Origin of the sequence: Phocaeicola faecium, from assembly GCF_014837055.1 — a bacterium.
Classification (GTDB): domain Bacteria; phylum Bacteroidota; class Bacteroidia; order Bacteroidales; family Bacteroidaceae; genus Phocaeicola; species Phocaeicola gallinarum.
Genome location: NZ_JACSPQ010000001.1, coordinates 472,113 through 499,033 on the forward strand (window position 1 = coordinate 472,113; position 26,921 = coordinate 499,033).

The following is a 26,921-nucleotide window of genomic DNA, read 5'->3' on the forward strand; positions in this document are numbered from 1 at the left end:
AATGTTATTGTGAGATTATTTTATATCCGAGTAATGAACTGAACTGATAACACAACTTTGTCATCCGTCCCAATATCTGTCCGAAGAAGAACCCCCAGCGTGAACGGAAAAACTTCATGTAGTTGGCTTGTTCGATGAGTTGCAAGGTGGGTTCCCATCGTTCCACCAGATGTCCGTCGCTCAATCCCGAACGGATTTGTGCTTCATGGTTACGGAGCGAATCGGGCTTCACACCGTGCCGGCTCATCATCGTGCCACACACATCAAACCACAATTCACCTCCTCCGAAACGGCTTGCCACGTGGTGCAGGAAGGCTTTTACTTGCTTTTCGTAAAAATACATCAGTACGCCCTCCACAACAAATATAAATTCCGCATCGAGGTGTTTCTGTCGAAGGTCATCCATCCAATCGGTTTCCAGCAATGAAGCTGCGATATAGACATTGCCCGGCTGTTCGGGTATCAACTCCCGACGTAGCGTAATGACTTCCGGCAAGTCCAAGTCGTAAAAGACCGCTTTCCTGTTGCCGATGCGCTGGAAACGGGTATCCAATCCGCAGCCCACATTTACGACTACCGGACGGGGATGCGTGTCGATGAACTGCTTTACGGCACGGTCGAAATACCAACCGCGTACCACGCAGCCTACTTCACTCAATTTCGCCCCATCGAATTGGGAGTAATCGTATTCCAAATTGTCGGCCAACTGTTCTGCTGCCTTGTCATTCAGAATGGGATTGACACGGCGGCTTTCTTTTGCTCTCATGTATAGCGGAATAAATAACGTTTCCGCCACAATGCTCTTAAACTCACGTTTTTGTTTCATATTTTTAGGTGTTTAATAGTGAACGATATTCAGAATTGTTCATAAAAAAAGGAGGAAACCTCCGTGAAGATTTCCTCCTTGCCAGCCCTTTTGTTGCGGCTGCTCGTCTGTATGTGTGTTGTCTGCTTTTCATATTTTAATGATTGCCCTCCATCCTTGAATTTCAAACAAGATGTAATCGTGTAAGATCGCTTCCATTTCCTGTTTGGGTACTGAATGCATCAGCAGTTCCTCAAACAAAGTAAACATCCATACCGTATGCAGGTGAATGATAAAATCGGATACAGACGTGTTTATGTCAGGATGTTTTTTCTGCATGGCCGCAAACCACGCCTTAACCACCTCAGTAGAACGGTCGGTGTAGTTTTCCCGGAAACGTTCCAACGATGAACCTTGTGCGCGGAATAACAGAATCTCCATCAACCCGCGATGCTTGGTAATAAGTGCGACATATTCATCAATGCATGACTTCAGATACTTTTCCGACCGCATCATCATAATATCCTCTCCCCGTATGCCATGATGTTCCTGAAGCATGGCTTCCAAAGCGCATAAAACCGGACGGACTACTTCATGGAAAAGTTCGTCTTTATTCGTAAAATAGTTGTAAATATTCCCGACTCCGATACCTGCCGATTCGGCAATTTCGCGCATGGAAGTCTTGGAATACCCCTTCCGCTCAAATTGCTGTCTGGCAACCGTTAATACACGGCTGCGTATGTCTTCTTTCAGTACTTGCATCTATAATGAACTATGTTTCTATTTTTTTACAAAGGTATAGGGGTTGAAATTCTCAAGCAATACCTATTTTTAGGGATTTAGAGCCTGTTTAAATTTTACTATGCTCAGTTTGAGAATTGTTTTCGAGAATGTTCTTCGGCTTTTAGACCGGAAACAAACTCAAAAAGTGGCGGATAAAAATACTTAATCGGAAAATTTGAACAGGCTCTTAGATGTAAGGCAATATTTCTGACAGAATACCGGTCAAATACGCTACCGTTAGTGTTACCCAACTCATGCGGATGCGTTGACCATTTCTATTCGGAAGGTTGGTTGGTTTAACCGCTTGCGTTTTTCAGATTTTCGGATAAGTCGTAAACGGTTGGAGATGAGTTCAGATTGGCAGGCTGTCTATGATATTTTCCATAGCGGCCTTCAGGGGATACGCATCCGTCGGTTATCATTATTACAAGTTCTTCGGTGTTGCTCAGTTGTCATTCGATTTTAAGTGTTATATTTGTGACGGATTCCTAACTGAGCGGGGTAATAAAGGGTGCAACTCTTGGGGGTGCAGAGTCCACGTGAAGGCTGCTTTCGTCAGCGCGCAGCAGGATGAACCCCAAGTTGGGGCGTGACACCGGCTATCCAATCCGGACTGGCGGGAAACTACGTGTTGGCTTCCCTTTACGGGCCGGACGGACGCAAGGACACGCTTCAGCGTTTTTTTATCAGCAGTCGTCTTCCATACCTTTGTCATACTTAGATAACCGTTTGTCGACCTTCGGCTGTCAAAGTCTACATTCCAAACGTCTTGAATATCTTTTTCCGCTTACTTGGAAATTTTTGAAGATTTATGAGGAATAGGTGAAAGCTGCACCTACTCCGGTTTCAATGATGTGTCACTTTTAGTTCTTGATGTGACAAGCTTTCAGGTCTGTAATCATGTACTCATTAGTTTGGGAAGAATGGAAGCGTTGGACTTTTACCGGTATGGAATCCTGTCCCTTACCTCCCCATTCCAGTTTTCCAGTATAGACAACCCTGTTTTCCCAATACAAAGTACCTTCGATGAAAAACCTATATGTTCCCACAGGGACACGGTTGCCATTATCATCCGTCCCGTCCCATTAGTAAGTTACCACGCCGTTCCGTGGTGTTGCGCCCGTTATGGCATCTATCTGTGCGGAAGACAGGACTTGAGGTTTTGCCTTGCTTACCCAGACAGGAACGGCATCTTTCCGGTATTCATATCCTCCTTTTGCAGTGAAAGACGTAACATACAAGGTACGTACCAACTTACCCGTTTCGTTTTCTATCCAAATGGCATATTGGCTGGAAGCAATGCCGCCACGTTGGAAGCGGAAAGAAATTTCCAACCGTTCTCCTGTGTGATTTTCTTTCGCATAAGAAGAACTGCAACCCTGTATGCCGATACAGACTAACATCAAAATGGCATTGAATAATCCTGTTCTCATGTCGTATATATATTTATTTATTCGTCTAACTGATAACAGTTCAATCCTATTTCCGGAACATAAACGCGGGTGACGGAGGTTCCGAAATCTTCTACCACAAACTCTCCGGCTCCGTTCAGCGTAGCGGCAAGCAGATGTCCTGCCAAAGCGGAATAATCGCTGCGCCCCACGGTGATATGCAGATGTAGATAGGTCTTTCCGTCCATTTGTGAGATGTTTCCTGTCAGGTTGGCTATCTCCATTTGCTCTTGGAAAGTCTTATCAACATATTGTTTGGTCTGAGGATTGAAAAAGCGAAGGATTAATTCATCTATTGCTCCTATCCCGTAAATGGTTCCCGACTTGATGCCCCGTTCTTCGCAGAAAATGTTCAGGGCTTTGACGATTTCCTCGCGATTTTGGATACTGACAATATATTTGTTGCCTGTTTGCTTATAAGTGTACATATCTTGCGGATTTTGTGCGCTTGCCGGAATGAATAACCATCCGTAAAGCAGCAAAGTGAATATAAGTTTTAATTTCATGAGAGTCCGTATTTAAATAGTTGGGATGAAAGTTAGCGACGTTGGCCTTGATGCCAATAAGGATAAGGTTTCTCTGTCTTACTGACGGCATGATTGATTATTGTTTTGATAAACCTAAGACTCGCATCAGTTCTTGCTTCATGATGCCGGCATTCACCTCCTTTCCTGTCCAATATTTTATAGCTATCATGGCTTGGTAAACAAGCATGTTCATTCCGGGAAGAATATGTTTGCATCCATTGGCTAAAGCATCTTTCAGAAAATGTGTATAAACCGGATTGGGGATGCAATCTGCCACTATCATCTGCGGCAGTAATGTGTCCACGCGGATGTTGAGACGCTGCTCCACGTTAGGATATAAGCCTACGGGAGTCGCATTGATTACGATATCTGCATCAGAAGGAATACTGAATGCCTGATTCCATGGCTGGAATGAAGCCTTTGCCGGTGTGCGGCTGTTCAGTAAATCCGCCAATGATTTTCCCCTTTCACTCACATTCACGATGATGATTTCTCTGGCTCTTGCCAGTGCCATTTCTACGGCTATTGCATGGGCTGCCCCACCTGCGCCGAAGATGACAACCTTTTTATCTGTTATGGATGTTATTTCCGAAATAGCCTTTACAAATCCTTTCCCATCCGTATTTTCACCTGTTGTCCTTCCGTCCGGACCGATTATGACCGTATTCACCGCACCGATAATCTGTGCAGACTCTCCAATCCGGTCTAAATACTTCATGACTTCCACTTTGTTGGGAATGGAGCAGTTGAATCCCCGCCATCCCATCGCCTTGGCACCTTCAATGGCTGCCTGTAGATTTTCGGGTCCTACTTCGCAATTGATATAACGACAATGCAGTTGATGGTGGCGGAATGCAGCTTCCATAATAGCGACAGTAGGGTTTTCTGCCGCAGGTTTTGCAAACGACCCAAGCAATTCCGGCAAAAAGTCAGGCGAAGAAATCTTGTGTTCCTTAATGTTCATAATACCAATCTATTTCATTTGATGCTGCAAAGTTAGCAGCAAAAAAAGAAACAAGATTCCATTATATTTGCAGTATTATTCATTATATTTGCAGTAGGGTAAAAATACGAGTATGCCGATATTAGAACGTAAGATTGTACATGACATGGCGACGGTATGCAGCCATATTTCCTATCCCCGCTTTGTACTTCCTTTACACAAGCATGTGGAGTACGAAATCATGCTATTCACTCAGGGCAGCGGGAAACAGTTTGTCGGTGAAGGCGTATCAGAATATAAAGTCGGAGATATAGCCCTTATCGGAAGTAACGTACCTCATCTTCACCTGTGCCATACTAAACTGAATCCCACCTCTGCAAGTGGCTTGGAAGATGAATGGAGTGCAGGGGAAGCCATACAGTTCAGACCGGACATTTTTCCGGAACAAATGAAAGACATTCCTGATTATCGTTTTATCTATGATTTGTTGCAGAAAAGCCAATATGGAATCCGTTTCTACGATGAAGGACTGTTCGACGCAATGTTGGAGTTGATACAGGCATTCGATTCTTCCGGATATACCTCACGTCTTATCTGCCTGTTGCGTATGTTCGAAAAACTGCATGAAAGCCGGCATTTCAAACTACTCTCCGACACTGCGTATAATCAGACGAACCATATACCAGATATGAAAGAACCTGTTAATAAGGTATATACATATCTTTATAACCATTTTAAGGAAAAAGTTTCTTTGGCGGAAATAGCAGAATTTGTCAAGCAAAACCCTTCAGCGTTGTGCAGGTATTTCAAACAACGCACGGACAAAAGTATTTTCCAATGTCTATCTGAAATACGGATTGAACATGCATGTAAATTGCTGACTTATTCAAAAATGAATATTTCACAAGTAGCCTACGAATCAGGGTACAACAGCGTCACTCATTTTATTGCCCAATTTGAGAAAATCACTAAACGTACACCGTCTGAGTATAGAATGCAGATAAAAATGTGAGAAGATTTGAATGTGTAGAATATCGGTAGATTACATAATGAATGAAAGGACCTTGCAGGTTCGGATACGCTACAGATGGAGAAACGGTTTCGTGGCGTTAAATTTAGCCGGTCCTGTTATCATCGGACTGGTACATCGCGAAAGATACTTGATAGGGCAGAGAACTTACTGTGGTATGCACTGACATACTCGTTTTACTTTTCTTCCGGAATCTGTTTCAGATCCTCTACAAACTGTCTTGTCAATTTGACAGCCGTCTGTTTATCCGGTCTTTCCCTTTATGAGGTCTGCTACTATACCTTCACATACCTTCTTTCTAACTTCTTCAGTCATATTCTTTTATTTTAATTAGACATGACCGGTTCCGTAGAGCCAGTATTTCAATATCTTACTGGCCCAGCTGTTCTTTGTCAATGACCGGTGCAAGGCTTAGAGGAAAAAATACCGGAGCGTAGCGAGGATGATTTTTCCCAGCCAACCAGACCGACAGGGCCGCCTTGCACAGTCAGTGGCGTTAGCATGTCACTGTATGGAATAATATCATGGTGTTATGTCTATATAATATGAATAGTAATCAGATTACTTAGAAAAATAGATTATGTTGTTTGGAATAATAAAAATAAGATGTATATTTGCATTGATAAATTAAAGTAAAATGATTACTAAGAAAAAAATATATCTAAAAAACCTTGCAGAAATCCTATCGGGGGTGTATGAGAAAACAGATCCTGATGGAGAGGTAGTATATTTACAGACTAAAGATTGTACAGATACTGTAATCACAAAATATGCTTCCCGGGTATTATTGACGCCTAAAATGCAGAAGAATTTGTTGCAAGAAGGTGATATTCTTTTTGCTTCTAAGGGAGTGAATTATTTAAGTGTGGTATTTCGTGAGCAAGAAAAAGCGGTAGCTTCTACATCTTTTTTTGTAATTCGATTGAGATCGTCGGTAGCTACGCCTGAATATCTTTGCTGGTTCTTGCGTCAACCTTCTATAAAGGCATATTTTAAAAGCAACCAAGTAGGTAGTGCAACACCGCTTATTCATAAACCTGCTGTGGAAAATTTAGAAATACCAGTTCCTTCGTTAGATGAACAGAAAGTTATTGTAGCCATAGCTCGTCTGTCAAAAAGAGAAATGGAACTACAGCAGGCAATCATTGAAAAGAAACAGAACATTGTACAACAATTATTAATGAATAAAATAAAGTAATTGAATATATGGATATTCAACAGAAAATAGATCAGTCACAAATTAATCGCGTAGTTTGGAAAGCTTGTGACACTTTCCGTGGAGTGATAGATCCTAGTCAATATAAAGATTATATTCTAACTATGCTTTTTTTGAAATATGTCAGTGATGTCTACAAAGCCAAATATTCTGAATATTTGAACAGATATGAAGGAGACAAGGAGCGAGCAACTCGCTCCATGCGACACGAGCGATTTGTTATTCCTGAGACAAGTTCATTTGATTATTTATATCAACACCGTACGGCGGACAATATCGGAGAATTGATTGACATGGCATTGGCCGACATCGAAGATGCCAATCGGGAGAAAATGAGCAGTGAAGACGGCAGCAGTATTTTCCGTAATATCAGTTTCAATTCGGCTAACTTAGGTGAGCCGAAAGAAAAGAATGCTCGACTGAAGAATCTACTGGTTGATTTCAGTGAACTGGAATTGGATGAATCTCATTTGGAAAATAATGATATCATTGGAGATGCTTATATGTATTTGGTCTCTACATTTGCCAGTGAGTCAGGGAAGAAAGCGGGAGAGTTCTTTACTCCGGCAGAAGTTTCAACTTTGTTGGCTAAACTGACAAAGAGCAAACCAGGGGCTCGTATCTGTGATCCTACTTGTGGTTCCGGTTCTCTATTGATTAAGGCCGGCAAAGAGGTGGGCAACAATAATTTCTCACTTTACGGCCAGGAAGTGAATGGCAGTACTTGGGCGCTGGCCATGATGAACATGTTCCTCCACGGCTTTGACAATGCAGTGATTCGCTGGGGAGATACGTTGCGTAATCCGAAACTGAAGGAGGATGACAAGCTAATGAAATTCGACACCGTAATTGCCAATCCGCCTTTTTCATTAGACAAATGGGGGGCTGAAGAAGCAACTCACGATCCCTATAATCGTTTTTGGAGAGGCATTCCCCCAAAGAGCAAAGGCGACTGGGCTTTTATTTCCCACATGATAGAAGCAGCTCAGGAGGGCAGGGGTAAGGTCGGTGTAGTAATTCCGCATGGCGTACTGTTCCGTGGAGCAAGCGAAGGCAAAATCCGCAAGCAGGTGATTGATGAGAATTTGTTGGAAGCGGTTATCGGTTTGCCTGCCAATTTGTTTTTCGGAACAGGTATTCCGGCAGCTATTGCCATTTTCAACAAAGGGAAAAAAACAGACAACGTATTGTTTATAGATGCCAGCAGAGAATATGAAAATGGAAAGAACCAGAACAAACTGCGTCCGGAAGATATCAATCATATTGTTTCTGTCTACCAAAAATTTACCTCTGGGCAGCTTGAATCCGGTGTAGCAGAAGAGAAATATGCTTTTGTGGCCACTCCTGCCGATATACGGGAAAATGACTATAACCTGAACATCCCCCGTTATGTGGATACCTTTGAGGAAGAAGCCGAAATAGATATTCCGGCCGTACAGAAAGAGATTGATACACTTGAAGCGGAATTAGCTGAGGTACAGGCTAAGATGAGAGATTATCTAAAAGAATTGGGATATTAAGATTAAGAAAATATGGCTAACATTGATCAACTATATAATGAATGGCTGTCCTTGCAGCCATTAAAGCCGGAAGATAAGAACAGGCTGGACCGGAAATTCATGTTGGAGTTCAATTACAACTCTAATCATATAGAAGGAAATACTTTGACCTATGGGCAAACTGAACTGTTGTTACTTTTCGGAAAGGTTGTAGACGAGGCTAACATGAAGGATCTGGAAGAGATGAAAGCCCATAATGTCTGTCTGAGAATGGTGCAGGAAGAGGCAGACGATAAAAGTCATCCTTTGACGGAAACTTTTATTCGTCAGTTGCATCATACCTTGCTTCGTGAAGATTATACCATGTATCGTCAGTTACCGGATGGAACCACCACTTCCTATGTCATTCATGCGGGAGTATACAAAACCCGTCCCAATTCGGTGATAACGGTTACTGGCGAACGTTTTGAATATGCTTCACCCGAAGAGACACCGGCCTTGATGACCGACTTGGTGGAATGGTACAATATCGAAGAACAGAAAGCTGAGTTATCGCCCATTGAATTGGCAGCGGTCTTTCACTACCGTTATATTCGCATCCATCCCTTTGAAGATGGTAACGGTCGCATTGCCCGTCTGTTGGTGAATTACATTCTTACACGCCATCACTATCCGATGATTGTGGTAAAAAGCAAAGATAAAGACCGTTACTTGACGGCCCTTAATCGTTGTGATGTGCAGGTTGGGCCAACTCCTTCTATAGGGGCTCATGCGGAACAGGCACAACTGATGCCTTTTATAGACTATATGACCCAGTGTCTGGAGGCAGCATTGACAATCTGTATCAAGGCTGCTAAAGGGGAGAGTATTGAAGAGGAAGATGATTTTCAGAAACAAATCAAGCTATTGCAACAATTGGCTGAGAAAAAGGGAAATAACTCACTTCGGTCTGATACTGTAGAAAATAAGATTGATTTGTATAATAAACTGTTACTTCCATATTCTCAGAAAATGAAAACAGAACTATTGCCGGCTTTTAATTTCTTTGAAGATACAAAGTGTAGCTACTCAATAGGGCTTAAAAACTCAAATATGGATTATTGTCATCAAAATCATCCATTAGATTTTAACTCCTTTACTAATGAGGATAAGGAAATGTGGACTCAAGTAAAATCAATCAGTTTTTCTATTTCCTTTAGCAAGTTAAAATCGGATTATGCGATGCAAAATATTTCTACGTGCCTAAGCGCCATTGTCCAATTCTTTGCGCAAGATTATATGTTTCATACTAAAAAATATGCTTATGGAACATATCCCTGTGCTGAAGATATAAACGAGGCTTTGGATTGGCATAAACAAACTATAATTGATATTATTGAAAAGGCAATAAAAGATTATAACCCTGAAAATTAAGAGATATGACAGATTGTATTATTCCAGAAGGTTATAAAAAGACATCACTGGGAGTTATACCTAAAGAATGGGAAGCGGTGCGTATACATGAAATTTGTACGCTAGTTAACGGTAGGGCTTATAAGCAAAATGAATTACTATCTGAAGGAAAATATAAGATACTTCGTGTTGGTAATTTCTTTACAAATGATAGTTGGTATTTTTCAGATCTAGAGTTGGAAGCCAATAAATATGCTTGTAAAGGAGATTTATTATATGCATGGTCTGCATCATTTGGACCACGATTCTGGACTGAAGAAAAAGTGATTTATCATTATCATATTTGGAAAATATGTGATTTAAAAGGAGTTGATAAACAATATCTATATTTTTTTCTAGATTATGATGCATCTTTGCTGCAAAATGCTATTCAAGGAGGAACAATGCATCATATCACAAAGAATGATATGGAGAAAAGATTTATCCCTCTTCCTCCAATGGAGGAGCAGCAGAATATTGCTAAGGTATTGAATACATGGGACAAAGCCATTGAGAAGCAAACACAACTCATAGAAAAACTAGAATTGCGCAAAAAAGGATTGATGCAACAATTACTCACAGGCAAGAAACGTTTGCCAGGGTTTGGTGGAGAGTGGAAGAAAGTAAAGGCAGGTTTACTTTTTGGAAGTTCTTCTATTCGCTCCAATAAGTTAGAGCCTCTTTTATCTGTTACCCAAGATAAAGGAGTCGTTCCAAGAGATATGTTGGAAACAAGAGTCACTATGCCAAATGGTGATCTTTCATCTTTTAAACTTGTTGATGTAGGGGACTTCGTGATTAGTTTAAGATCATTTGAAGGTGGGCTTGAATATTCAAAATATCGCGGTATTGTAAGTCCGGCATATACAGTCTTAAAAAAGAAGACAGACCTAAGTGATGTTTTTTATAAAGTTTACTTTAAGAGTAATGATTTCATTCAACGCTTGACTGTTGCAGTAATTGGTATAAGAGACGGTAAACAAATCAGTTATTCAGATTTTTGTTATATTAAAATACCATATCCTTCCTTGCAAGAACAAAATGCGATAGCTAATGTATTTGTATCTTGTGATAACGAGATTCTCTTAGCCAAACATAAGTTAAATAGTTTTCAACAGCAAAAGAAAGGCCTAATGCAAGTATTATTAACAGGAAAGAAACGAGTCACATTATGAAATTTAAAAGAATAGAATTTGAAAATCATCCTATTTTAGGAAATTGTGTGTTCGACCTCACTACTAAAAATGGAGATATTGCCGATACAATTATCATAGCTGGAGAAAATGGTTGTGGAAAATCTGTATTCTTAAATGAATTATATAGATTTGAACCGAGTACCTTATTTAGTAATAAAATCGGTAGAATGATAGTCGATGCTGTTTTAAATAAAATCGAAATCACAAAATTGAATGCACTTGAAGAAATTAAGAGAACTAAACCAGATGGATTGAAAAGCAATGAAATTCAAATTATACAGGATTTTAGTATAAAAAACAATTGGAAACAAAGTGTCTTTTATCTTGATGGTAGTCAGTTTTATGGTCATACATTATCTAATGTATTAAAACGAGTCTACTCTGATGTGGAAATTAATTTTTCGCCTCGAAAAATTAATAGTGTTACCGCACAAAACATAGATCAAATACAAGATAACGCAATTAAATCTTCTAATAATTTATCTACTGAAATAACACAATTACTTATCGATATAAAGACATTAGATGATGCGGATTTGGCTAATTGGGTGGAGTTGCATCCAGGAGAGGTTCCTCCAGAATCAATAAAATCTATAAGGATGAAAAGATTTACAAATGCATTTCATTCTATATTTGAGAATAAGAAGTTCAAAGGAATAACTAATGAAAATGGTTATAAGAGTGTTAACTTTGAGGAGTTTGGACGTATTATGTCCATAGATCAATTAAGTTCAGGTGAAAAACAAATAGTATTTCGTGGTAGTTTTCTTTTAAAAGATAAAAAGAGTATAGAAGGTGCATATGTTTTAGTTGATGAACCTGAAATCAGTTTACATCCCAAATGGCAAATTAATATTCTTCCATTTATTAAAAAAATATTTATGGATGAGTGTGGTGTACAAACGTCTCAAATTTTCGTAACAACTCATTCTCCTTTTATAATTCATAACTATAATAGATCTAATGATAAAGTTATTATATTGCAAAAAGATAATAATGGAATAATTAATGTATCTGATAAGCCGGAATATTACTCTTGGACTACTGAGCAAATTATCCAAGAAGCTTATGATATAAACATAAATCTTCAGCCTAATGTAAAATATGTTTTTGTTGAGGGAGAAACTGATGAATATTATTACAAGAAGGCATTAGAGGTATTTGGCTTAGATCAAAATAAACTGATTTTCAATTGGATTGGACGAAATCTTACAAAAGGGAAAAATGAAAATACGGGAGATACAGCTTTAAATAATGCGGCTTCCTTTTATAAGGCTAACCCACAGATGATTACGTGTAAACAAATAATATTGTTGTATGATTGTGATACTAATAAGCCTGAAGAAAATATGGGAAATTTGTATATATTAAAAATGCAAAACAACTCTAAAAATTTAAAATATAAAAAAGGCGTGGAAAATCTATTAAATCTTCCTCTTGATTTTAACTATGATACATTTTATAAACTTACGGAAAAAGAAGATGAATACGGAGGGAAGTCCCAAATCCAGAAATTAGATAAGACAGCCTTATGCAATTATGTATGTTCATTACCCAATGAACAACTAAGAGATATATTTAAATATCTAAAAAATGAAATAGATAAAGTCTCCACACTCTCTGATTGATATATTTTGATATGATTATGTCATAAAAGCATAAGTATGAAATACATTAAAATAAACGAAGGAAATAATTAAATTATGCAAGGAATATCATTTAAAGAAGACCATATCAGTCAGATACCCGCTTTGCAGCTATTGCAGAAGTTGGGATATACATATTTGACTCCTGACGAAGCATTGGCCATGCGTGGCGGGAAGACATCGAATGTACTGTTGGAAGATGTACTTCGTAGTCAGTTACGTCGCATCAATTCCATTCGGGTGAACCGAAATAAGGAGGAACTGTTTTCAGAACAAAATATTGAAAACGGTGTATTGGCTATGCGCAATATCCCGATGGAAGGTGGGTACTTGAGCGGGAATGAAGCCGTTTACAATCTATTGACACTGGGTAAGGCGTTTGAACAAAGTATTGATGGTGACAAGAAAAGTTATACCATGCGCTTTATCGACTGGGAGCGTCCGGAAAGAAACGTATTTCATGTGACGGAAGAGTTTGCAGTAATGCGCACCGGAATGGCCGATACGTACCGTCCAGATATAGTTTTGTTTATTAACGGTATTCCACTGGTAGTGATAGAGTGTAAGCGTCCTGATATTAAAGGAGCATTTGACCAGGCTATATCCCAGCATCTCCGTAATCAGAAGGACGATGGTATCCGCGGCCTTTACTTGTATAGTGCTTTGTTGCTCAGTATAGGAAATAGTTACGGAGCGTATGCCACTACCGGAACACCGGCCAAATTCTGGACCAGGTGGAAGGAGATGTTCGTTACAAAGAAAGAAGAGGCGGAATATATACAGCAGTTGGACTGTCTGGTAAATACGCCGCTGGATGAAAAACGGAAGTCACATCTGTTCAGTGACCGTTTTCGTTATGTGCGGGCGTATTTCGATGCCATGGAACAGGAAAATGTGTTGCCTACCGAGCAGGATCGGTATCTGTTTAGCCTTTGCCGTCCGGATAGGTTGCTTGACTTGATTCATAATTTTACCATCTATGATGGGGGGATCAAAAAACTGGCCCGTTACCAACAATATTTTACGGTAAAAGAGATTACAGAACGGGTCAAGACGTTAGAACATGGGAAACGGCGAGGAGGTGTAGTATGGCATACGCAGGGCAGTGGAAAATCGCTTACAATGGTTTTGCTGGCGCAAGCAATCGCCCAAGCCAAAGAAATACAGAATCCAAGAATTGTGATGGTAACTGACCGTACGGATTTGGATAGTCAGATTACCAATACATTCAAGAAGTGTGGACGGGAAGTGATGAATGCTACAACCGGAACTCATTTGGTGGAGTTATTGGAGAGTAAGACGGATGCCATTATTACAACTGTCATTAATAAGTTTGAAACAGCTGTCAAGCGTATGAAGCATCCGCTGACAGATCCCAATATCTTTATTCTGATCGATGAGGCCCATCGTAGCCAATACAAAGAAATGGCTATCAAGATGGATCGGGTATTGCCTAATGCCTGCAAGATAGCTTTCACCGGTACGCCGTTGATGAAGAAGGAAAAAAATACGGCAAATACGTTCGGCGGTATCATCCGTCCGATATACACCGTGCGTCAGGCTGTAGAAGACGGTGCCGTAGTTCCATTGCTTTATGAAGGGCGAATTGTACCTCAGCATGTACACGAAGGGCCCATAGACGATTTCTTTACCAAAGTTTGTGAAGGACTGAATGAATATCAAACGGCCGATTTAAAGAAAAAATATTCGCGCACCGATTTTGTGAATCAGACAGGCCAGCGGGTGTATTCCATTGCTTGGAATATCTCTGAACATTTCCGTGATAATTGGCAGGGAACGAAATTCAAGGCTATGCTGGTTACACCGAGGAAAGCCATTGCTGTATTGTACAAAAAATATTTGGATGAGATTGGCTTGGTATCTTCAGAGGTGCTTATTACAGCTCCTGACATGCGAGAAGGTGAAGAATCGTCATACGGTGATACGTCGGAAGAAGTAAAGGCGTATTGGAAAAAGATGATGGATGAACACGGAACCCCTAAGAAATATCAGGAAAACCTGATTTCCCGTTTCAAGAATCAGGAACAGCCTGAAATCATGATTGTTGTGGACAAATTGCTGACCGGATTTGATGAGCCGAAGGTGGTAGTGATGTATTTGGACCGTAAACTGAACGGACATACATTGTTACAAGCCGTGGCGCGTGTCAACCGGGTTTGTGATGGCAAAGAGTTTGGTTACATCATTGATTATTATGGAGTCTTAAAAGAATTGGACGAAGCGTTGGATTTGTATTCTAATTATGACGAAGAAGAACAGGCGGTTTTCCGTGAGACTCTGGAATCAGTTGATACTGAAATAGCAAAATTGCCACAGAAATATTCAAATTTATGGGATTTGTTCAAGTCAATTTCCAATAAACGGGACTTGGAGGCATATGCACAGTCATTACGTGAGGAAGACAGACGACAGGAGTTTTATGAGAGACTGACAGCTTATGCATCTTGCCTGAAAATAGCTCTTTCTACACGTAGTTTCCATGCACAAACTCCAGAAGAAGAAATCAAGCGATATAAAGATGACTTGAATATGTTCGTCAAGTTGAGATCGGCAGTTCAATTACGCTATTCAGATACAATAGATTATAAGCAATATGAAGGGCAGATACAAAAATTGATTAATCGCCATGTAGAAAGTGGAGCAGTAAAACCAATCACAGAATTGGTAAATATCTTTGATACGGAAGCCTTCGAACAGGAAGTAGAAAAGATTGTAGGAACAGCGGCAAAGGCAGATACGATTGCTTCCAGAACCAGTAAATTTATTACAGAAAATATGGATACAGATCCGGCGTTTTATAAGAAATTCTCTCAGTTACTGAAAGAAACTATTGCCGCTTATGAACAAGGCCGAATCGATGAGTTGGAGTATTTAAAACGGGTCCTGAAATGCAAAGACGATATATTGTCTCATACGGATAATGAATTGCCGGAAGAGTTGCAGCAAAATAATGCAGCAAAAGCTTATTACGGATTAGCATTGGAAACCTATCAACGTATATTTGGTGACGCACAGGTTGACTTAAAGAAATTGGCGTTAGAAACTGCTATGACTTTTGATGGAATTATAAACCGTACATTGATTGTGGACGGGAGGGTTTTGGTCGACTGGCAACAGAAATCGGATATTATTGGTCGTATGAAAATAGAACTGGAAGATTATCTGATAGATGATGTGAAACGGAAGTATGGACTTGACTTTTCTTTTAATGATATGGATACGATTATTGATGGCTGTGTAGATGTGGCAAAGTTATGGATCAAATAAAAGACTGCATAGAATATGGCTCTGTTGTTATGGAGTATGCAGTAGAATACAGAGCCAGAAAGACTTTGGGTATCTGTGTGTATCCGGATGGTAGTGTGGAAGTAAAGGCTCCAATGGAAGCACCACTGGAGCAAATCAGAAAACACGTTCATCGTCGTGCTCCATGGATTTATAAACAGCAACGCTATTTTTCTTCTTTCGGTATACATACACCAGAACGAAAATATGTCAGTGGAGAATCTCATTTATATTTAGGCAGACAATATATGCTGCGTGTGGTTGACAGTGAACGTAATGAAGTACATTACAAAGGAAATATACTCGAAGTAGAGTGTAGGCATCGTAAGGATGTACGCCCTTTACTTATGGCTTGGTATAGAAAACGTGCTGAAATAAAGTTCAAAGAATATGCGGACCCATTGATAGCACGTTTCGGTCGTCATCAGGTTCACCCGACTGGTATTAAGCTGAAAGATATGGAGACTCGTTGGGGAAGTTGTACCGCTTCCGGACAAATTATGCTGAATCCGAGGTTAATAGGTGCTCCACGAATTTGCATTGAGTATGTGATTATTCATGAACTTTGCCATCTTGTTTATCGTAATCATACTAAAGCCTTTTATGAGTTGTTGACTCAGGAAATGCCGGATTGGAAAAAATGGAAAATGAAATTGGAGAAGTTGATGATTTAGGATTTTGACATTTAAAAAGATTTGAGTATTTAACGTGAGTTCGATATAACTCATTTTGATACACCCTCATGCCTTTTATGACAATTTCGACAAATCTGTGTCTTTTTGCCAGAATTATTATCACCTTCAATTACTTTTTGGGCAAATGTCATATGTTCGCTATGGAGAAACATAACCTACTGATTTGAGACGCACCGATTCTCCACCTATATTGAACATCCACAATACCATTCATTTACGCAGAAAAATTCAAAGAAAAACATTGGAATATGAAATCTATCAATTAAATTTGCAACTACATACTCACCCCGCTTCCCATAAGAACAGCGCGCTCTGGGTGAGTCTTTTATTTGTAATTCAAAAGAGATATAAAAGAATGACTAGTCCTAAATAGGGGTATTCAGTAAATATCCCTAAAAAACATAATGGCATATGAAGATGGTAGACTATACCCCCTCCATATGTCATTTTCATTGTAGTTTTTCGTTGTTTTCTCACATAATTCTATCCGTCAAGACATGACTCCTGAAGAAGCCGGATGACCTCTTCTGATTCAGTCAGTAAAATCATGTCATGCTGCTTTAACCGTCCTGTTCCTGATCTTGTCAATCATCCGTACGGCATTAGCCGTATGTATTCCGAAAAAGATCCACAGGATTTCCGTCTTCCTGTTCCGTGCCTTTATCCTTGAGAGCGAGTAATGCTGCTTCTGTGTGCCGAAGCTGCCTTCAAGCCGGGTGGCCCTCTCCCTTGAGAGTTCACTTCTGAGAACCTTCCTCAAGGATTCATCCTTTGCCGTTCTTCCTTTGCGTACGAAGGACGTGGAGATTCCATATTTCGTGCAGAACTTCCTGTTGGCGTTATTGGCATATATGGAATCGGCAGCCACACATCTTACCCTCACGTTCATGAGTTTCTGCTGCATACGGATACAGTCTTTCAAACGTATACCCTCATTGAAAGCCTTGAACGAGAGGTGTTCGATGAACGATATGCCGTCTACCTGTATATTGTTCACTTTTGCACCGAACTCGACGGATTTGGTTTCCTTGCCTCTGACGATGGGACGTACATAATGACGGTCAATGCTTACAATGCGGTCACTGACCTTCCGCCCTTCAAACATTTCCTTCTCCTGTACAAGAACCTTTCTGATAACGGACAGCCGCTTCCGGTAATCCGGTGTATATCGGAGTGCGGCTCCGTACTCTCTATGGATTCCATCCCTCTGTATGAGGAGTTTTTCAAGGAGTCTGATCATACGGCGCTTGAGCATTCTTGTCCTTGATGCCTTTCTTTTTCTTTTCTTGCTGTAGGACAGATAAGACGCTGCCACATCCGCATATTTGTTGCGCGGACGCCTTATGCCGAGTTCCCCGCAATGCTTACAGATATGCCTGTAGAGCCATTCGAGACTTTCCCAGAGGAGTTTCATATCTGTCGGGAAACGCATATGGCTCTCGTAGCATGTGGCGTCTGTCATGCACACGTGAAGGTTCTCAAGATATGGTTTCCAGTGTGTGGCAAGTATCTCCTGAAGGGGGGCAATATCAAGACGGGATGCGATCTCATTACGGATAGCGCTGACTATCTTGTAGTTGGTCACAGGCATGGATGGGTCTATCATGATTCCGCAGAACATCTGGTAGTGTATGTTCCCGTTCAGATGTTCCACCAGTTGCCTGTCAGAAAATCCGGTATAGGCTTTCAGGATCATGAGGGCAATCTTTGACGAAGGGCTGAAAATGTTCCTACGTCCCAGACGCTGCCCGGACAGACCGATTTCTTTCGCCATATCCTCGAACGGGAACACGGAATGAAGCCTGCCGAGTTCACTTTCATTAAAACTCTTGCGGTATTTTTCCAGAATATCAAATTCTGTAAACCCCAAAGTAGGGTGAATTTCCGAAATATTTTGTATCTTAGTCATATCTTAGTTAATGTATTACCCCCGTTTTAGCCGTCAAACCTTATTTTCGGGGGAATACCTAAAGATATAAAAAAGCCAACTAATTCGCAACACTTTGTGTATGAATTAGTTGGCTAATTTTATACTATTTACTGAATCTCCCTAAATAACTGCTGCAAGTTTTAGACAAAATACAGTTCAGCAAGACTATCCTTACTGAACTGTATTTTTATAACTTTCAATTCTTATCCATCTCTACGGATCACAACATATGTAACCCTCTTGATCATAAGTTTTTCGTTCATGATGAATTAAATCTATCAACTGTTGTAATTCACACGCATCCGACTTAATATCTTTGAAACGGTAATACTGTTCATCATATCTTTTCCGAGAACCAGACTTCAGGCGAGATTCAATATCAGTTGGGATTAAATAGGAAGAACGCTCTTTACCTAAATATTGCTGGAACTCAAATAGAAATATATTTATTCCCGCTAAATCAAAATCTCCGAAGTGAAGATAATGATTCGGGATAGTGCACAGCCATCTTCTAAGGTCGGTCGACTGAGGATACCGGGATACAAACAGCACTTTGTCTGAAAGTCCATGAGTATGAAGATACTCCTCAAAGAATCTGCGTTGCCTGCGGATCATCCTGAAATTCTCCATATTCTCGACACCAATTACTACGACATCTTCGGGAATTGTAAATTTCTTCCAATCTGAGACAAAGAGGAAACTTCCTTCTTGCGGATTTACAGGGAATGAGTCTCCACCTAAGAAACACTCAACACGTTCATAACTGTTTACAGGAAATCCCGGGCAGGAACGGACCATAACAAGTTTGGAATTTCCTGTCTCCGCAGCCATTGTGGCACGGGAATCTGAAGCATTTGCTTCGATAATACGGAAACTCTCGTCCTTGTCTATAAGAAATCTTTTCAGAGCCTCCATATCACGGGCACGATAGGATTTTCTTGAGCCACGTGGTATAACCAACAGCAGACCTTCTGCCGACAGCTCATCAAGCAACTTACTGTTCAGCCTCGACCCAGCAACCTGTTCACCGGCTAACAATGCCTGTATAGACGCACTTATTGCCATATTATCCGATTAATTTATTCGTTTCAACAATTTCTCTACTCTTGTCCTTACTCCATGCTTACTTAACAGGTATGTATAGCGGTAGTCGTATGGATTATACGATGTCGGTGAACTGTTGATAAGATAGATATTGCGTGAATTGGCAAACTGCAGAATGCCTTTTATATTGTTAGGATGCAAGCGACCTATCTCATCCATCATGCAGTGTACGATAAAATCACCACTTTTTTTGGCAGCCTTTTTCTTAAACACATTGATGAGCATGATATTAACCATTGCTTTCACAAGAATATCCGTACCATCCGATCCTACATTATTAATACGTTCAACCCAGCCGGTGTCATTGTCGTTCTCTTTCACACGGAACTGTAAACGGAAAGCGTCCCCCAAAGATACAGTCGAACGATTCGGTTCGTTCTGCAACTGATGAGACAGGCTTTTCAGATAATCTACGACCTTACGGTTCACTTCATCCCGATTATTATTTGAGAAAAGGTTCAATTCGCCGATAGAAAAAGCATTCTCTATAGCATAATCATGAATAGATATAAGCAGTTTCATGAGTTTGTCAGATGACTCATCTGCCCTGAGTTCAATACTCTTGATTACTCCTGCAAAATTCTTTTCTATAAAATCACGGTTTATATCCTGTATCACCCCATCCACATCCGACCTGCGTTTCATTAGTGAACCGATTTCCGCCGAGATACGTCCCAAGATATCTTTATAATGCTCGCTGGTACGTCTGCGGAATTCCTCGATTTTATTATTGTCCATAAAGTCCTGCAAATCCGCTGCAATCTCCAAATAGTCATTGTCTGTTACAGGCATTGTATCGAAATGGAAAGCATTTTGGGGCTTAAAGTTACGATTGAAACTGACAACTATAGATTTAAGCTTGTCTATCGATTCACGCTTCTGATTGACCGTACCTCGAAGTTGACTCAAAAGTTGCTGACAATCCAACTCGGTCTTCTTCATCTTGTCATCAGAGAGGAAAGCATCAGGCACCAGATGCTCATTTTCTACCATCTGATGATAAAGCGTCAAGCCTTCTCTCCTATGTGTCAGTTCACCACGAACCTTTTTCCGACGCTCTTCCATTTCTTTACATTTTTTCCCGATACGTGTCCGCCTGTCTTCATAACGCTGACGTATCATGGCGAGCCGCTGCTCTATAATCTTAATAGCCTTTTTGATTTCCGGCTCCTTAGCAAAAAGATTTTGCTCTGTGTCGCGATATCTAATAACAATTGAACGTTCTTTATCAATCCTTATCAACAGAGTCTTTAAATCATTTAAAGCCCTGCGATATTGCTCGAGCAGGTTCGTATCAACGCCCTTGCCTGCAAGTTCGGCTTTCTGCTGTTCATTGAGTTGTTGCTTCTGTACGGCGAATTCCTGATTACGTTCGGTCGCTACAGCATCTTGCGACTCCTTGAAAATACGCAATTCCTCATCAAGTGCTTTAGTCGCTTTATTAAACGATGAATCGAGCTCCTTAAGGTCCTTTTTATTTTTCAATTCATACTTATTGCGCGCCTCCTTCTCCGAATTCACATGCAGTACTGCCTCATTAAAGGAATGTTCACGAACGTCTTTTTCGCGGGCAATCTGCTCCTGTTCTTCCATCTCCAGCTTATGTCTACGATTTTGTAGGTTCTGCCGCTTGGCTGGCACCTGTTCTTCTTCCACCTTCAACGATGTCATTTTCTGACGAAGCGGATTGACCTGTACAGCATATTTCTTGCCAAGTTTAGCTATCTCTTCCTGAAGAGTAACAGGCAATTGCGTAAGTTGACGGTTAATCTGCCGTACCTGCTCTTCCAGGTTATTCTTCTCCAATCTATATTCATCAGGCGTACGATGCACAGAGGCAATATTATCCAGGTTTAACTTTACGCCAAACATACCATTAGCCACATTGTCCAACTGAGGGTCAAGCCCTTGAGCATATAGAATCCTCTCTTCGTCAACGACTTTGCCTATCGTGTTCTCCCAACCTTCAGCGTTTTCACAAAGCCACTTGTAAAGAGAACCGTCTAAACGAGCCAATAAATCATGAATCTTTGCGATTTGTTCACGCATTTGTGTACGATCAGCGTCAAGACGTTCCTGCTCACGCTGAGAGGCTTGTTTTATCTCCGTTTCTTTCATCTCATACTCGGCAGTAATCCGGGCAATCTGACTTTTTACCGCTGTCTGTTGGGCCGCATTCTCTTTTTCCGTAAAATTCAATTGTTGCAGTTCCTCATCTACTTGCTTTATTTCATTAGCCCGGGGATGCCAATGCCGGAGTTCCTTCAGCGCATTTTCAGTCCTGTTCTGTTCAATCAACAACATTTGCAGACGTTCGTCAGAGTCGTGTCGCCAGCTGTTGAAAGTCTCCATAACCTGATTCCTGTTTCTGGTACGTTCTTCTTCCAAGCTCTTACGCTTTATCTGAAGTTCGGTCTGTTTCTGATAATATGCTTCTTTTTGCATGTTCCCAAACGCCTGACGTGCATTTTCCAGTTTACCTCTTGCAATGTTGTACTTTTCTTCTATCGATGCATAAGCTTTCAACAAATCATCCAATAGCGTTTGTTTATCAGCAGCCTCCTGTCTGATAGCAGACTCACGACCGGCAAGAGCGAGTTTGTCATCAATACCCTCGTCAGAGAAATACTTTCTTGCCTGTGCTATTTCCTTCAATTTACCCTTTTGGGCACCAAGGTCTTGATTGAGTGCGTCTTTTTCTTTATCATATTCTGCCGTAAGTTCCTTTTCACGGTTATGTTCTTTCTCTATGTCCGCTTCAACTTCTGCGGCTTCTATCTCCAAAAGAGGTATATGCTTTTCACTATAAGCTACAGCATGATTGAGCATGTGCCATACGTCAGACAACTGCTGGTCGAGTGCTACAATTGTACGGCCCTGTTCAGCTATTTTCAATGCTTGCTGACGCACAGGGTAACTGCCATCACGTGTTTGGCGGAACCAACAGTCTATCTCGTCATACTCCCGCTCAAAATCTGTAACAAGTCGTCTGTAGGTCTGCAAATCAATCGGCAAATCCTCATCAGTCATGGATTGTATAATCGTATTCTTTACAAAGTCCGCATCAAGTTTGGTATTCAGGAAGACATTCTGAATGCTTCGTGGAATATTCTGATAATGCGAGCTCTGCACCAATGCATAACGCGCATATTTATGGTCATGAGTGTTGCCGAAGATTATATCCTTGAACATCACACCGGACTCGATTCTTGCAGAAACAGCTACGTCTTTGTCTATACGTTCGCGAATCTTCACCCAGTCACTCAATACCTGCTTGTCATCGTCTATTAGCCATTCACGCTGATAAGGTGCATCAATAAACCGCCATGAAGCGCGTCCCTGATATCTGCCGACAAGTATCGTATATGCGCCATTGTCTCGAATCACTTCATAAAGTATATAAGAGTTTGACTGGCGAAAATAAAATTCATCAAACGATTTCTGCCCCTGTTGAATACCCAAATGCTGTTTATCCGCATTGTAGAAAAAAAGCAGAGCCCTCAATACCGTACTTTTACCGACACCCTGAGTCCCTGTGAAATGTACATTCCCGTCTACAGATATCTCTGCATACGGAATATTGGCACTATTGATAAAAATAATCTTATTCAGGTATTTCATCTTCATTTGCAATTTGAATTATTTCAACCAATTCTTCGGCATAGCGGAATGCCGAAGTAACCTTAAAAGTCTCATCAAGTTCGCTGATACACTCCGCAAAGCCCATGTTCTGCATTTCCTGAAGCAGCTTGTTTACTATTTCAACATTAGACCCCACACCGTATTTCTTGAACAAACGGTTTGCCTTTTCCTTCAGTTCGATATCCAGACTGATCTGTTCTACCAAATGACTTTTGCGAAACTGATATCCTGCAGCAAATGACTGATTATAGCATTTCAGAAAATCCAGATAGTCAAGCCATTTTGAAAAGCTGTCCAATTTCTGCTCTATCGTCTGTTTACCCTCTCCTATTCTTGAAAAATAGAAGTAACCATTACCAGATTCCAGTTGCAGACCTATTTCCTTGAAGTATTCTGTATAATCTTCCAAATTCTCCTCGATATCCTCATACAGATGACGGACAGAGGTATCTGCACTGTCTACCGAAAGAAACTCTCCCCGGCTTAACCGCTCGTATATTCTTTGAGTATTATTTCGCATAAATTATAGGATATTCAATGTCTTGATAAATTGCATATTCGCCTGTTATCCGGCATTCATCAGGATGCAAGATAACCAGCTGACAGAAGAGGGTAGCATGTTCTTCTATGCTACGTTTTACTTTATAGTCATACATCAGAATGAATTCAAACAGATTATAACTTGATGCTAAAAATGCATTCCAGACTTCGGCAGAATCCACCTCCTTCAGTTGCCGGATATGTTCTTGCAAGTCTTCCTCTGCCAGAGGCCCGGCTTCCGTTCTGGCTGTTTTCTGTATTCCATTCCGTTCGGCAATTCGTCTCAGCAACTTTACTACCTGATCGTTTTCCCTTAGCATTTCTAAAGACAGGCGAATCTTATTGTATTGGCGGGATTCCATCCAAAGAGGATTTCTTTCTTCCAGAACTTTTACAAGGTTCGTGTCAGTCTTGATAAGCAACTGATCTTGCAGGTACTTCAACTTCCGTATCTTTTTGTAAAGTTGATTTTGCAGGTCTATCTGATTGATATAGGAAATAATCTGTCTGTCAATTTCCATTAGCGCATGATAGGCTTCTACAAAATCATGTTTCACATCGCTACAGGTCTTTGCCATGTGCGGATCATTGGCCATGATGAAAAAGGCGTGTTCATTATCCATCAGTTTTTCACACTCACGTATCATGGCACGAATGCTATGGCTCTTCTCATCCAGATTCTCCAGTTTCTTCTTTTTGATGACATAATTGGGTTCCTGCTTATAGGCATTGTCCATATTACGCTTCAAATCCACCACATTCTTCAGGGTCCTGAATCCGGTCTTCTTTAAAAGTTGCCGCACACTATCCTGATATCCGGCTTTGCGGTTGGGATTCGTCTCTTGCAAGAAATAACCGATATTCTCTTTCAGAGTATTGATACATTCCTGTACGCTTAATACGCTAATTTCCTCATTGACATTCAGCACTTCCTCAAAGAAGTTCAGATAGTCGCTCTCAATCTCAACCGCATTTCCGGATTCCACCAGCACACCATAATCAACCAGTTTTCTCAATCTTTGTTCATTTCCTCCGACAAGGTCAATGGCAAGCCCCGACGGAAACTTCATAAGCTTCCGCTTCTCAAACATCTCGCTTAGCAATCTTTGCTCACGTGAGAGCGTTTTCGTCAGTTCTTCTATACTTCTGAAATGCGTCAGGACATCCATATATTCAAAACTCTGTGATTGGCACTACATCTATCCTATAACCATCTTTCTCAATTGTGCGCTTATCATTATAAGTCACAATAACAAGATTATCACACTTTAATTCTCCGGCACATTCAACAATGCTGTCCATTTCCCGCTTCTCCGTTTTAGGACTGCTCATATCATAACATACCTGGACAAGGCGTAATATGCGTGGTCCTTCACGAAGGACAAAATCAACTTCTTTATCATTCCGTGAACGATAATAAAACATGGTCTTTTCAACATCATAGCCCCGGCGTATAAGTTCTATGAAAACTTGATTTTCAAGCAGTCGCCCTAAATTGTCACTCAAGGAAAATGCCTTTGATGCCACAAAACCGTTGTCAACGACATATACTTTCCTTGGGGCTTTTTTCATCAGCTTAAGCTTATTGTTGTAGCGTGACAAATAATAGAAAAGGTATGGTTCATGGAGATAATCCATATATTTTTTAGTCGTATTGACACTGGAGAAGTCAAGTTCCGATGTCAATTCATTAGCACTAACAGGATTACAGAAGTTCGAGACAAGATACATGGCCAAGTTATTCAGATCTGTCACATTCCGGACATTATGACGCTTAGCCACATCTTTCCATATAATGGAATCAAACAACGTGTCAAGATAATTGCGTGTCAATTGGCGTGAAGCGACTACTTCCGGATAACCGCCATTCCTCAAATAGTCATCTGTCAGCACAAGAGATTCTGTTTTGTGTTCCGGTTTCAGTATATGCAGATCAAGCTTGTTCCAATCGAAAAACTCTTCAAGACTGAAAGGCAACATCTCTACCTGAAGATACTTGCCTGTCAATACTGTAGCCATTTCACTGCTGAGCATTCTGGCATTACTGCCTGTTATTACAAGATTCTTTCCCATCCTATATAATTCACTGACCCACAGATCCCAAGCTTCAAGGTTCTGGACCTCGTCCAACAGGATATATTCATACCCAGGATAGACATCATCCAGCATCCGCATGACCAGATTCGCATCCCAAGTTTCCAGCAATTGATAATTATCGAAGTTCAGATATGCGAAATTCTTGTCTCGCAGCATCAATAATGCCTGAGTAGATTTGCCCACCCGTCGAGGACCTGTTATCAACTTGATCAGATGGTTGCTCAATAACAAATCTGTATCTTGGATGCTCTTACGTATCAAATACGGACGAGACATCAGTTCATCACGTTCTTTGCGCTGATTTAGAATGATTGTTTTCATCTCCTATATTATTATTCAAGTGCAATATTACTATTTTTTATTCAAACAGCAATGCATATTGCATAAAATGTATGCTATTTTATGCAATACAAAATCATCATTGAGTAAAAATCAAATCATTGAGACCAAGAACTGCCATACTTATTGAAAGAATTACCTTCTCGTGATATTAATAGTCCGTTAAAAATTCAACATATCGGCTAAGCGGCTTCCGCCACAAAGCCAAAGAGTTCTTTGATAAGTTTAGTATTAAAAGTTCTGTTCGGTTTCAGACCGGACTTACTAAAAATTCTTTTGAGTATATAAACATTACTCAGATAGGCTTTTAGCAGTCCTATGGAAAGCGAGGGATAGTATCGTTTCCGCATGACCTTTGCGATGTTTATCGGGGCCAGTGAAGCATTGAACCCAAATCGGTCATTAGAGATTTTCACATGCAAAATGCAAGTGAAAAGTCTGCCTGCAGCTTGATTTAACTGTGCATTGCTTAATTCTTGCCATAACTACGGCACATTTTGCGCAAAAAGAAAGCTGAATTTTCTAATGACCGATTTGGGTTGAAAGCGAAGTTGAGTTTCTTCAAGTCTCTTGCCTGACAATCATTGAGTCCGGTGAACTGCTTGGAATCCCGAAAGCAAAACTCAATCTGGAATCTTGTACGGTAGTATTCGATGATGTCTTTGGCCGACATGTCAAGATCGGTGGAGAAATAGATTTTTGTCCTCCTGATTCCGGATAATGAGCCACGACTTTGATGTT

Annotated in this window: 21 protein-coding genes; 8 read left to right on the forward strand and 13 right to left on the reverse strand. The window is 40.6% G+C overall.

Features of this window, described 5'->3' with window-relative positions; all coding sequences use genetic code 11:
* Positions 1 to 4: 4 nt before the first annotated feature.
* From H9626_RS02035 to aroE, 6 genes are all read right to left on the reverse strand, one after another.
* Entirely contained in the window at positions 5 to 826 is an 822-nt protein-coding gene (locus H9626_RS02035; RefSeq protein ID WP_191709391.1) for a class I SAM-dependent methyltransferase, read from the reverse strand.
* Between the two features lie 129 nt (positions 827 to 955).
* Positions 956 to 1,567, reverse strand: coding sequence for a TetR/AcrR family transcriptional regulator (locus tag H9626_RS02040; protein WP_178256416.1), 612 nt, complete (start codon positions 1,565 to 1,567; stop codon positions 956 to 958).
* An 884-nt stretch (positions 1,568 to 2,451) separates the two neighbouring features.
* Positions 2,452 to 2,637: a hypothetical protein gene (locus tag H9626_RS02045; RefSeq protein ID WP_191709392.1), complete on the reverse strand. Its 186-nt coding sequence runs from the start codon at positions 2,635 to 2,637 to the stop codon at positions 2,452 to 2,454.
* 36 nt (positions 2,638 to 2,673) lie between these two features.
* On the reverse strand, positions 2,674 to 3,021 hold the full coding sequence (locus H9626_RS02050; RefSeq protein WP_191709393.1) for a DUF2271 domain-containing protein: 348 nt from the start codon (positions 3,019 to 3,021) through the stop codon (positions 2,674 to 2,676).
* A 17-nt stretch (positions 3,022 to 3,038) separates the two neighbouring features.
* Entirely contained in the window at positions 3,039 to 3,545 is a 507-nt protein-coding gene (locus H9626_RS02055; protein WP_191709394.1) for a PPC domain-containing DNA-binding protein, read from the reverse strand.
* A gap of 97 nt (positions 3,546 to 3,642) precedes the next feature.
* A complete protein-coding gene (gene aroE, locus H9626_RS02060; protein WP_191709395.1) occupies positions 3,643 to 4,530 on the reverse strand; it encodes a shikimate dehydrogenase in 888 nt (295 codons plus the stop codon).
* 112 nt (positions 4,531 to 4,642) lie between these two features.
* On the opposite strand from aroE, the gene H9626_RS02065 reads away from it, so the two are divergent.
* The 8 genes from H9626_RS02065 (at position 4,643) to H9626_RS02100 (ending at position 16,507) form a co-directional block, all read left to right on the forward strand.
* Positions 4,643 to 5,521, forward strand: a complete 879-nt coding sequence (locus H9626_RS02065; protein ID WP_191709396.1) for an AraC family transcriptional regulator — start codon at positions 4,643 to 4,645, stop codon at positions 5,519 to 5,521.
* 655 nt (positions 5,522 to 6,176) lie between these two features.
* Positions 6,177 to 6,737 carry a restriction endonuclease subunit S gene (locus H9626_RS02070; RefSeq protein WP_191709397.1) on the forward strand — a complete coding sequence of 187 codons (561 nt, stop codon included), beginning with the start codon at positions 6,177 to 6,179 and terminating at the stop codon, positions 6,735 to 6,737.
* 8 nt (positions 6,738 to 6,745) lie between these two features.
* Complete coding sequence (locus tag H9626_RS02075) at positions 6,746 to 8,275, forward strand: type I restriction-modification system subunit M (RefSeq protein ID WP_191709398.1); 1,530 nt, start codon at positions 6,746 to 6,748, stop codon at positions 8,273 to 8,275.
* 12 nt (positions 8,276 to 8,287) lie between these two features.
* Positions 8,288 to 9,667, forward strand: a complete 1,380-nt coding sequence (locus H9626_RS02080) for a Fic family protein (protein ID WP_191709399.1) — start codon at positions 8,288 to 8,290, stop codon at positions 9,665 to 9,667.
* Positions 9,668 to 9,672: 5 nt separating this feature from the next.
* The gene (locus tag H9626_RS02085) at positions 9,673 to 10,860 is read left to right on the forward strand and encodes a restriction endonuclease subunit S (RefSeq protein WP_191709400.1); all 1,188 of its coding nucleotides are present in this window, start codon (positions 9,673 to 9,675) and stop codon (positions 10,858 to 10,860) included.
* On the forward strand, positions 10,857 to 12,509 hold the full coding sequence (locus H9626_RS02090; RefSeq protein ID WP_191709401.1) for an AAA family ATPase: 1,653 nt from the start codon (positions 10,857 to 10,859) through the stop codon (positions 12,507 to 12,509). The genes H9626_RS02085 and H9626_RS02090 overlap by 4 nt, the downstream gene beginning before the upstream one ends.
* Positions 12,510 to 12,584: 75 nt before the next feature.
* The gene (locus tag H9626_RS02095; RefSeq protein WP_191709402.1) at positions 12,585 to 15,815 is read left to right on the forward strand and encodes a type I restriction endonuclease subunit R; all 3,231 of its coding nucleotides are present in this window, start codon (positions 12,585 to 12,587) and stop codon (positions 15,813 to 15,815) included.
* Positions 15,803 to 16,507, forward strand: a complete 705-nt coding sequence (locus tag H9626_RS02100; protein WP_225230854.1) for a M48 family metallopeptidase — start codon at positions 15,803 to 15,805, stop codon at positions 16,505 to 16,507. Before H9626_RS02095 ends, H9626_RS02100 begins: the two co-directional genes overlap by 13 nt.
* A 571-nt stretch (positions 16,508 to 17,078) precedes the next feature.
* Here the strand turns inward: H9626_RS02100 and H9626_RS02105 are convergent.
* The 7 genes from H9626_RS02105 to H9626_RS15215 form a co-directional block, all read right to left on the reverse strand.
* A complete protein-coding gene (locus tag H9626_RS02105; RefSeq protein WP_191709403.1) occupies positions 17,079 to 18,437 on the reverse strand; it encodes a transposase in 1,359 nt (452 codons plus the stop codon).
* 234 nt (positions 18,438 to 18,671) lie between these two features.
* On the reverse strand, positions 18,672 to 19,523 hold the full coding sequence (locus H9626_RS02110; RefSeq protein WP_191709404.1) for a DUF7281 domain-containing protein: 852 nt from the start codon (positions 19,521 to 19,523) through the stop codon (positions 18,672 to 18,674).
* Between the two features lie 9 nt (positions 19,524 to 19,532).
* Positions 19,533 to 23,183 carry an ATP-binding protein gene (locus H9626_RS02115; protein WP_191709405.1) on the reverse strand — a complete coding sequence of 1,217 codons (3,651 nt, stop codon included), beginning with the start codon at positions 23,181 to 23,183 and terminating at the stop codon, positions 19,533 to 19,535.
* Complete coding sequence (locus tag H9626_RS02120; protein ID WP_191709406.1) at positions 23,167 to 23,724, reverse strand: condensin complex protein MksE; 558 nt, start codon at positions 23,722 to 23,724, stop codon at positions 23,167 to 23,169. Before H9626_RS02120 ends, H9626_RS02115 begins: the two co-directional genes overlap by 17 nt.
* Positions 23,714 to 24,913, reverse strand: coding sequence for a hypothetical protein (locus tag H9626_RS02125; RefSeq protein ID WP_191709407.1), 1,200 nt, complete (start codon positions 24,911 to 24,913; stop codon positions 23,714 to 23,716). Before H9626_RS02125 ends, H9626_RS02120 begins: the two co-directional genes overlap by 11 nt.
* Before the next feature lie 4 nt (positions 24,914 to 24,917).
* A complete protein-coding gene (locus tag H9626_RS02130) occupies positions 24,918 to 26,162 on the reverse strand; it encodes an ATP-binding protein (RefSeq protein WP_191709408.1) in 1,245 nt (414 codons plus the stop codon).
* Between the two features lie 487 nt (positions 26,163 to 26,649).
* On the reverse strand, positions 26,650 to 26,892 hold the full coding sequence (locus tag H9626_RS15215) for a transposase (protein ID WP_438616933.1): 243 nt from the start codon (positions 26,890 to 26,892) through the stop codon (positions 26,650 to 26,652).
* Positions 26,893 to 26,921: the final 29 nt, after the last annotated feature.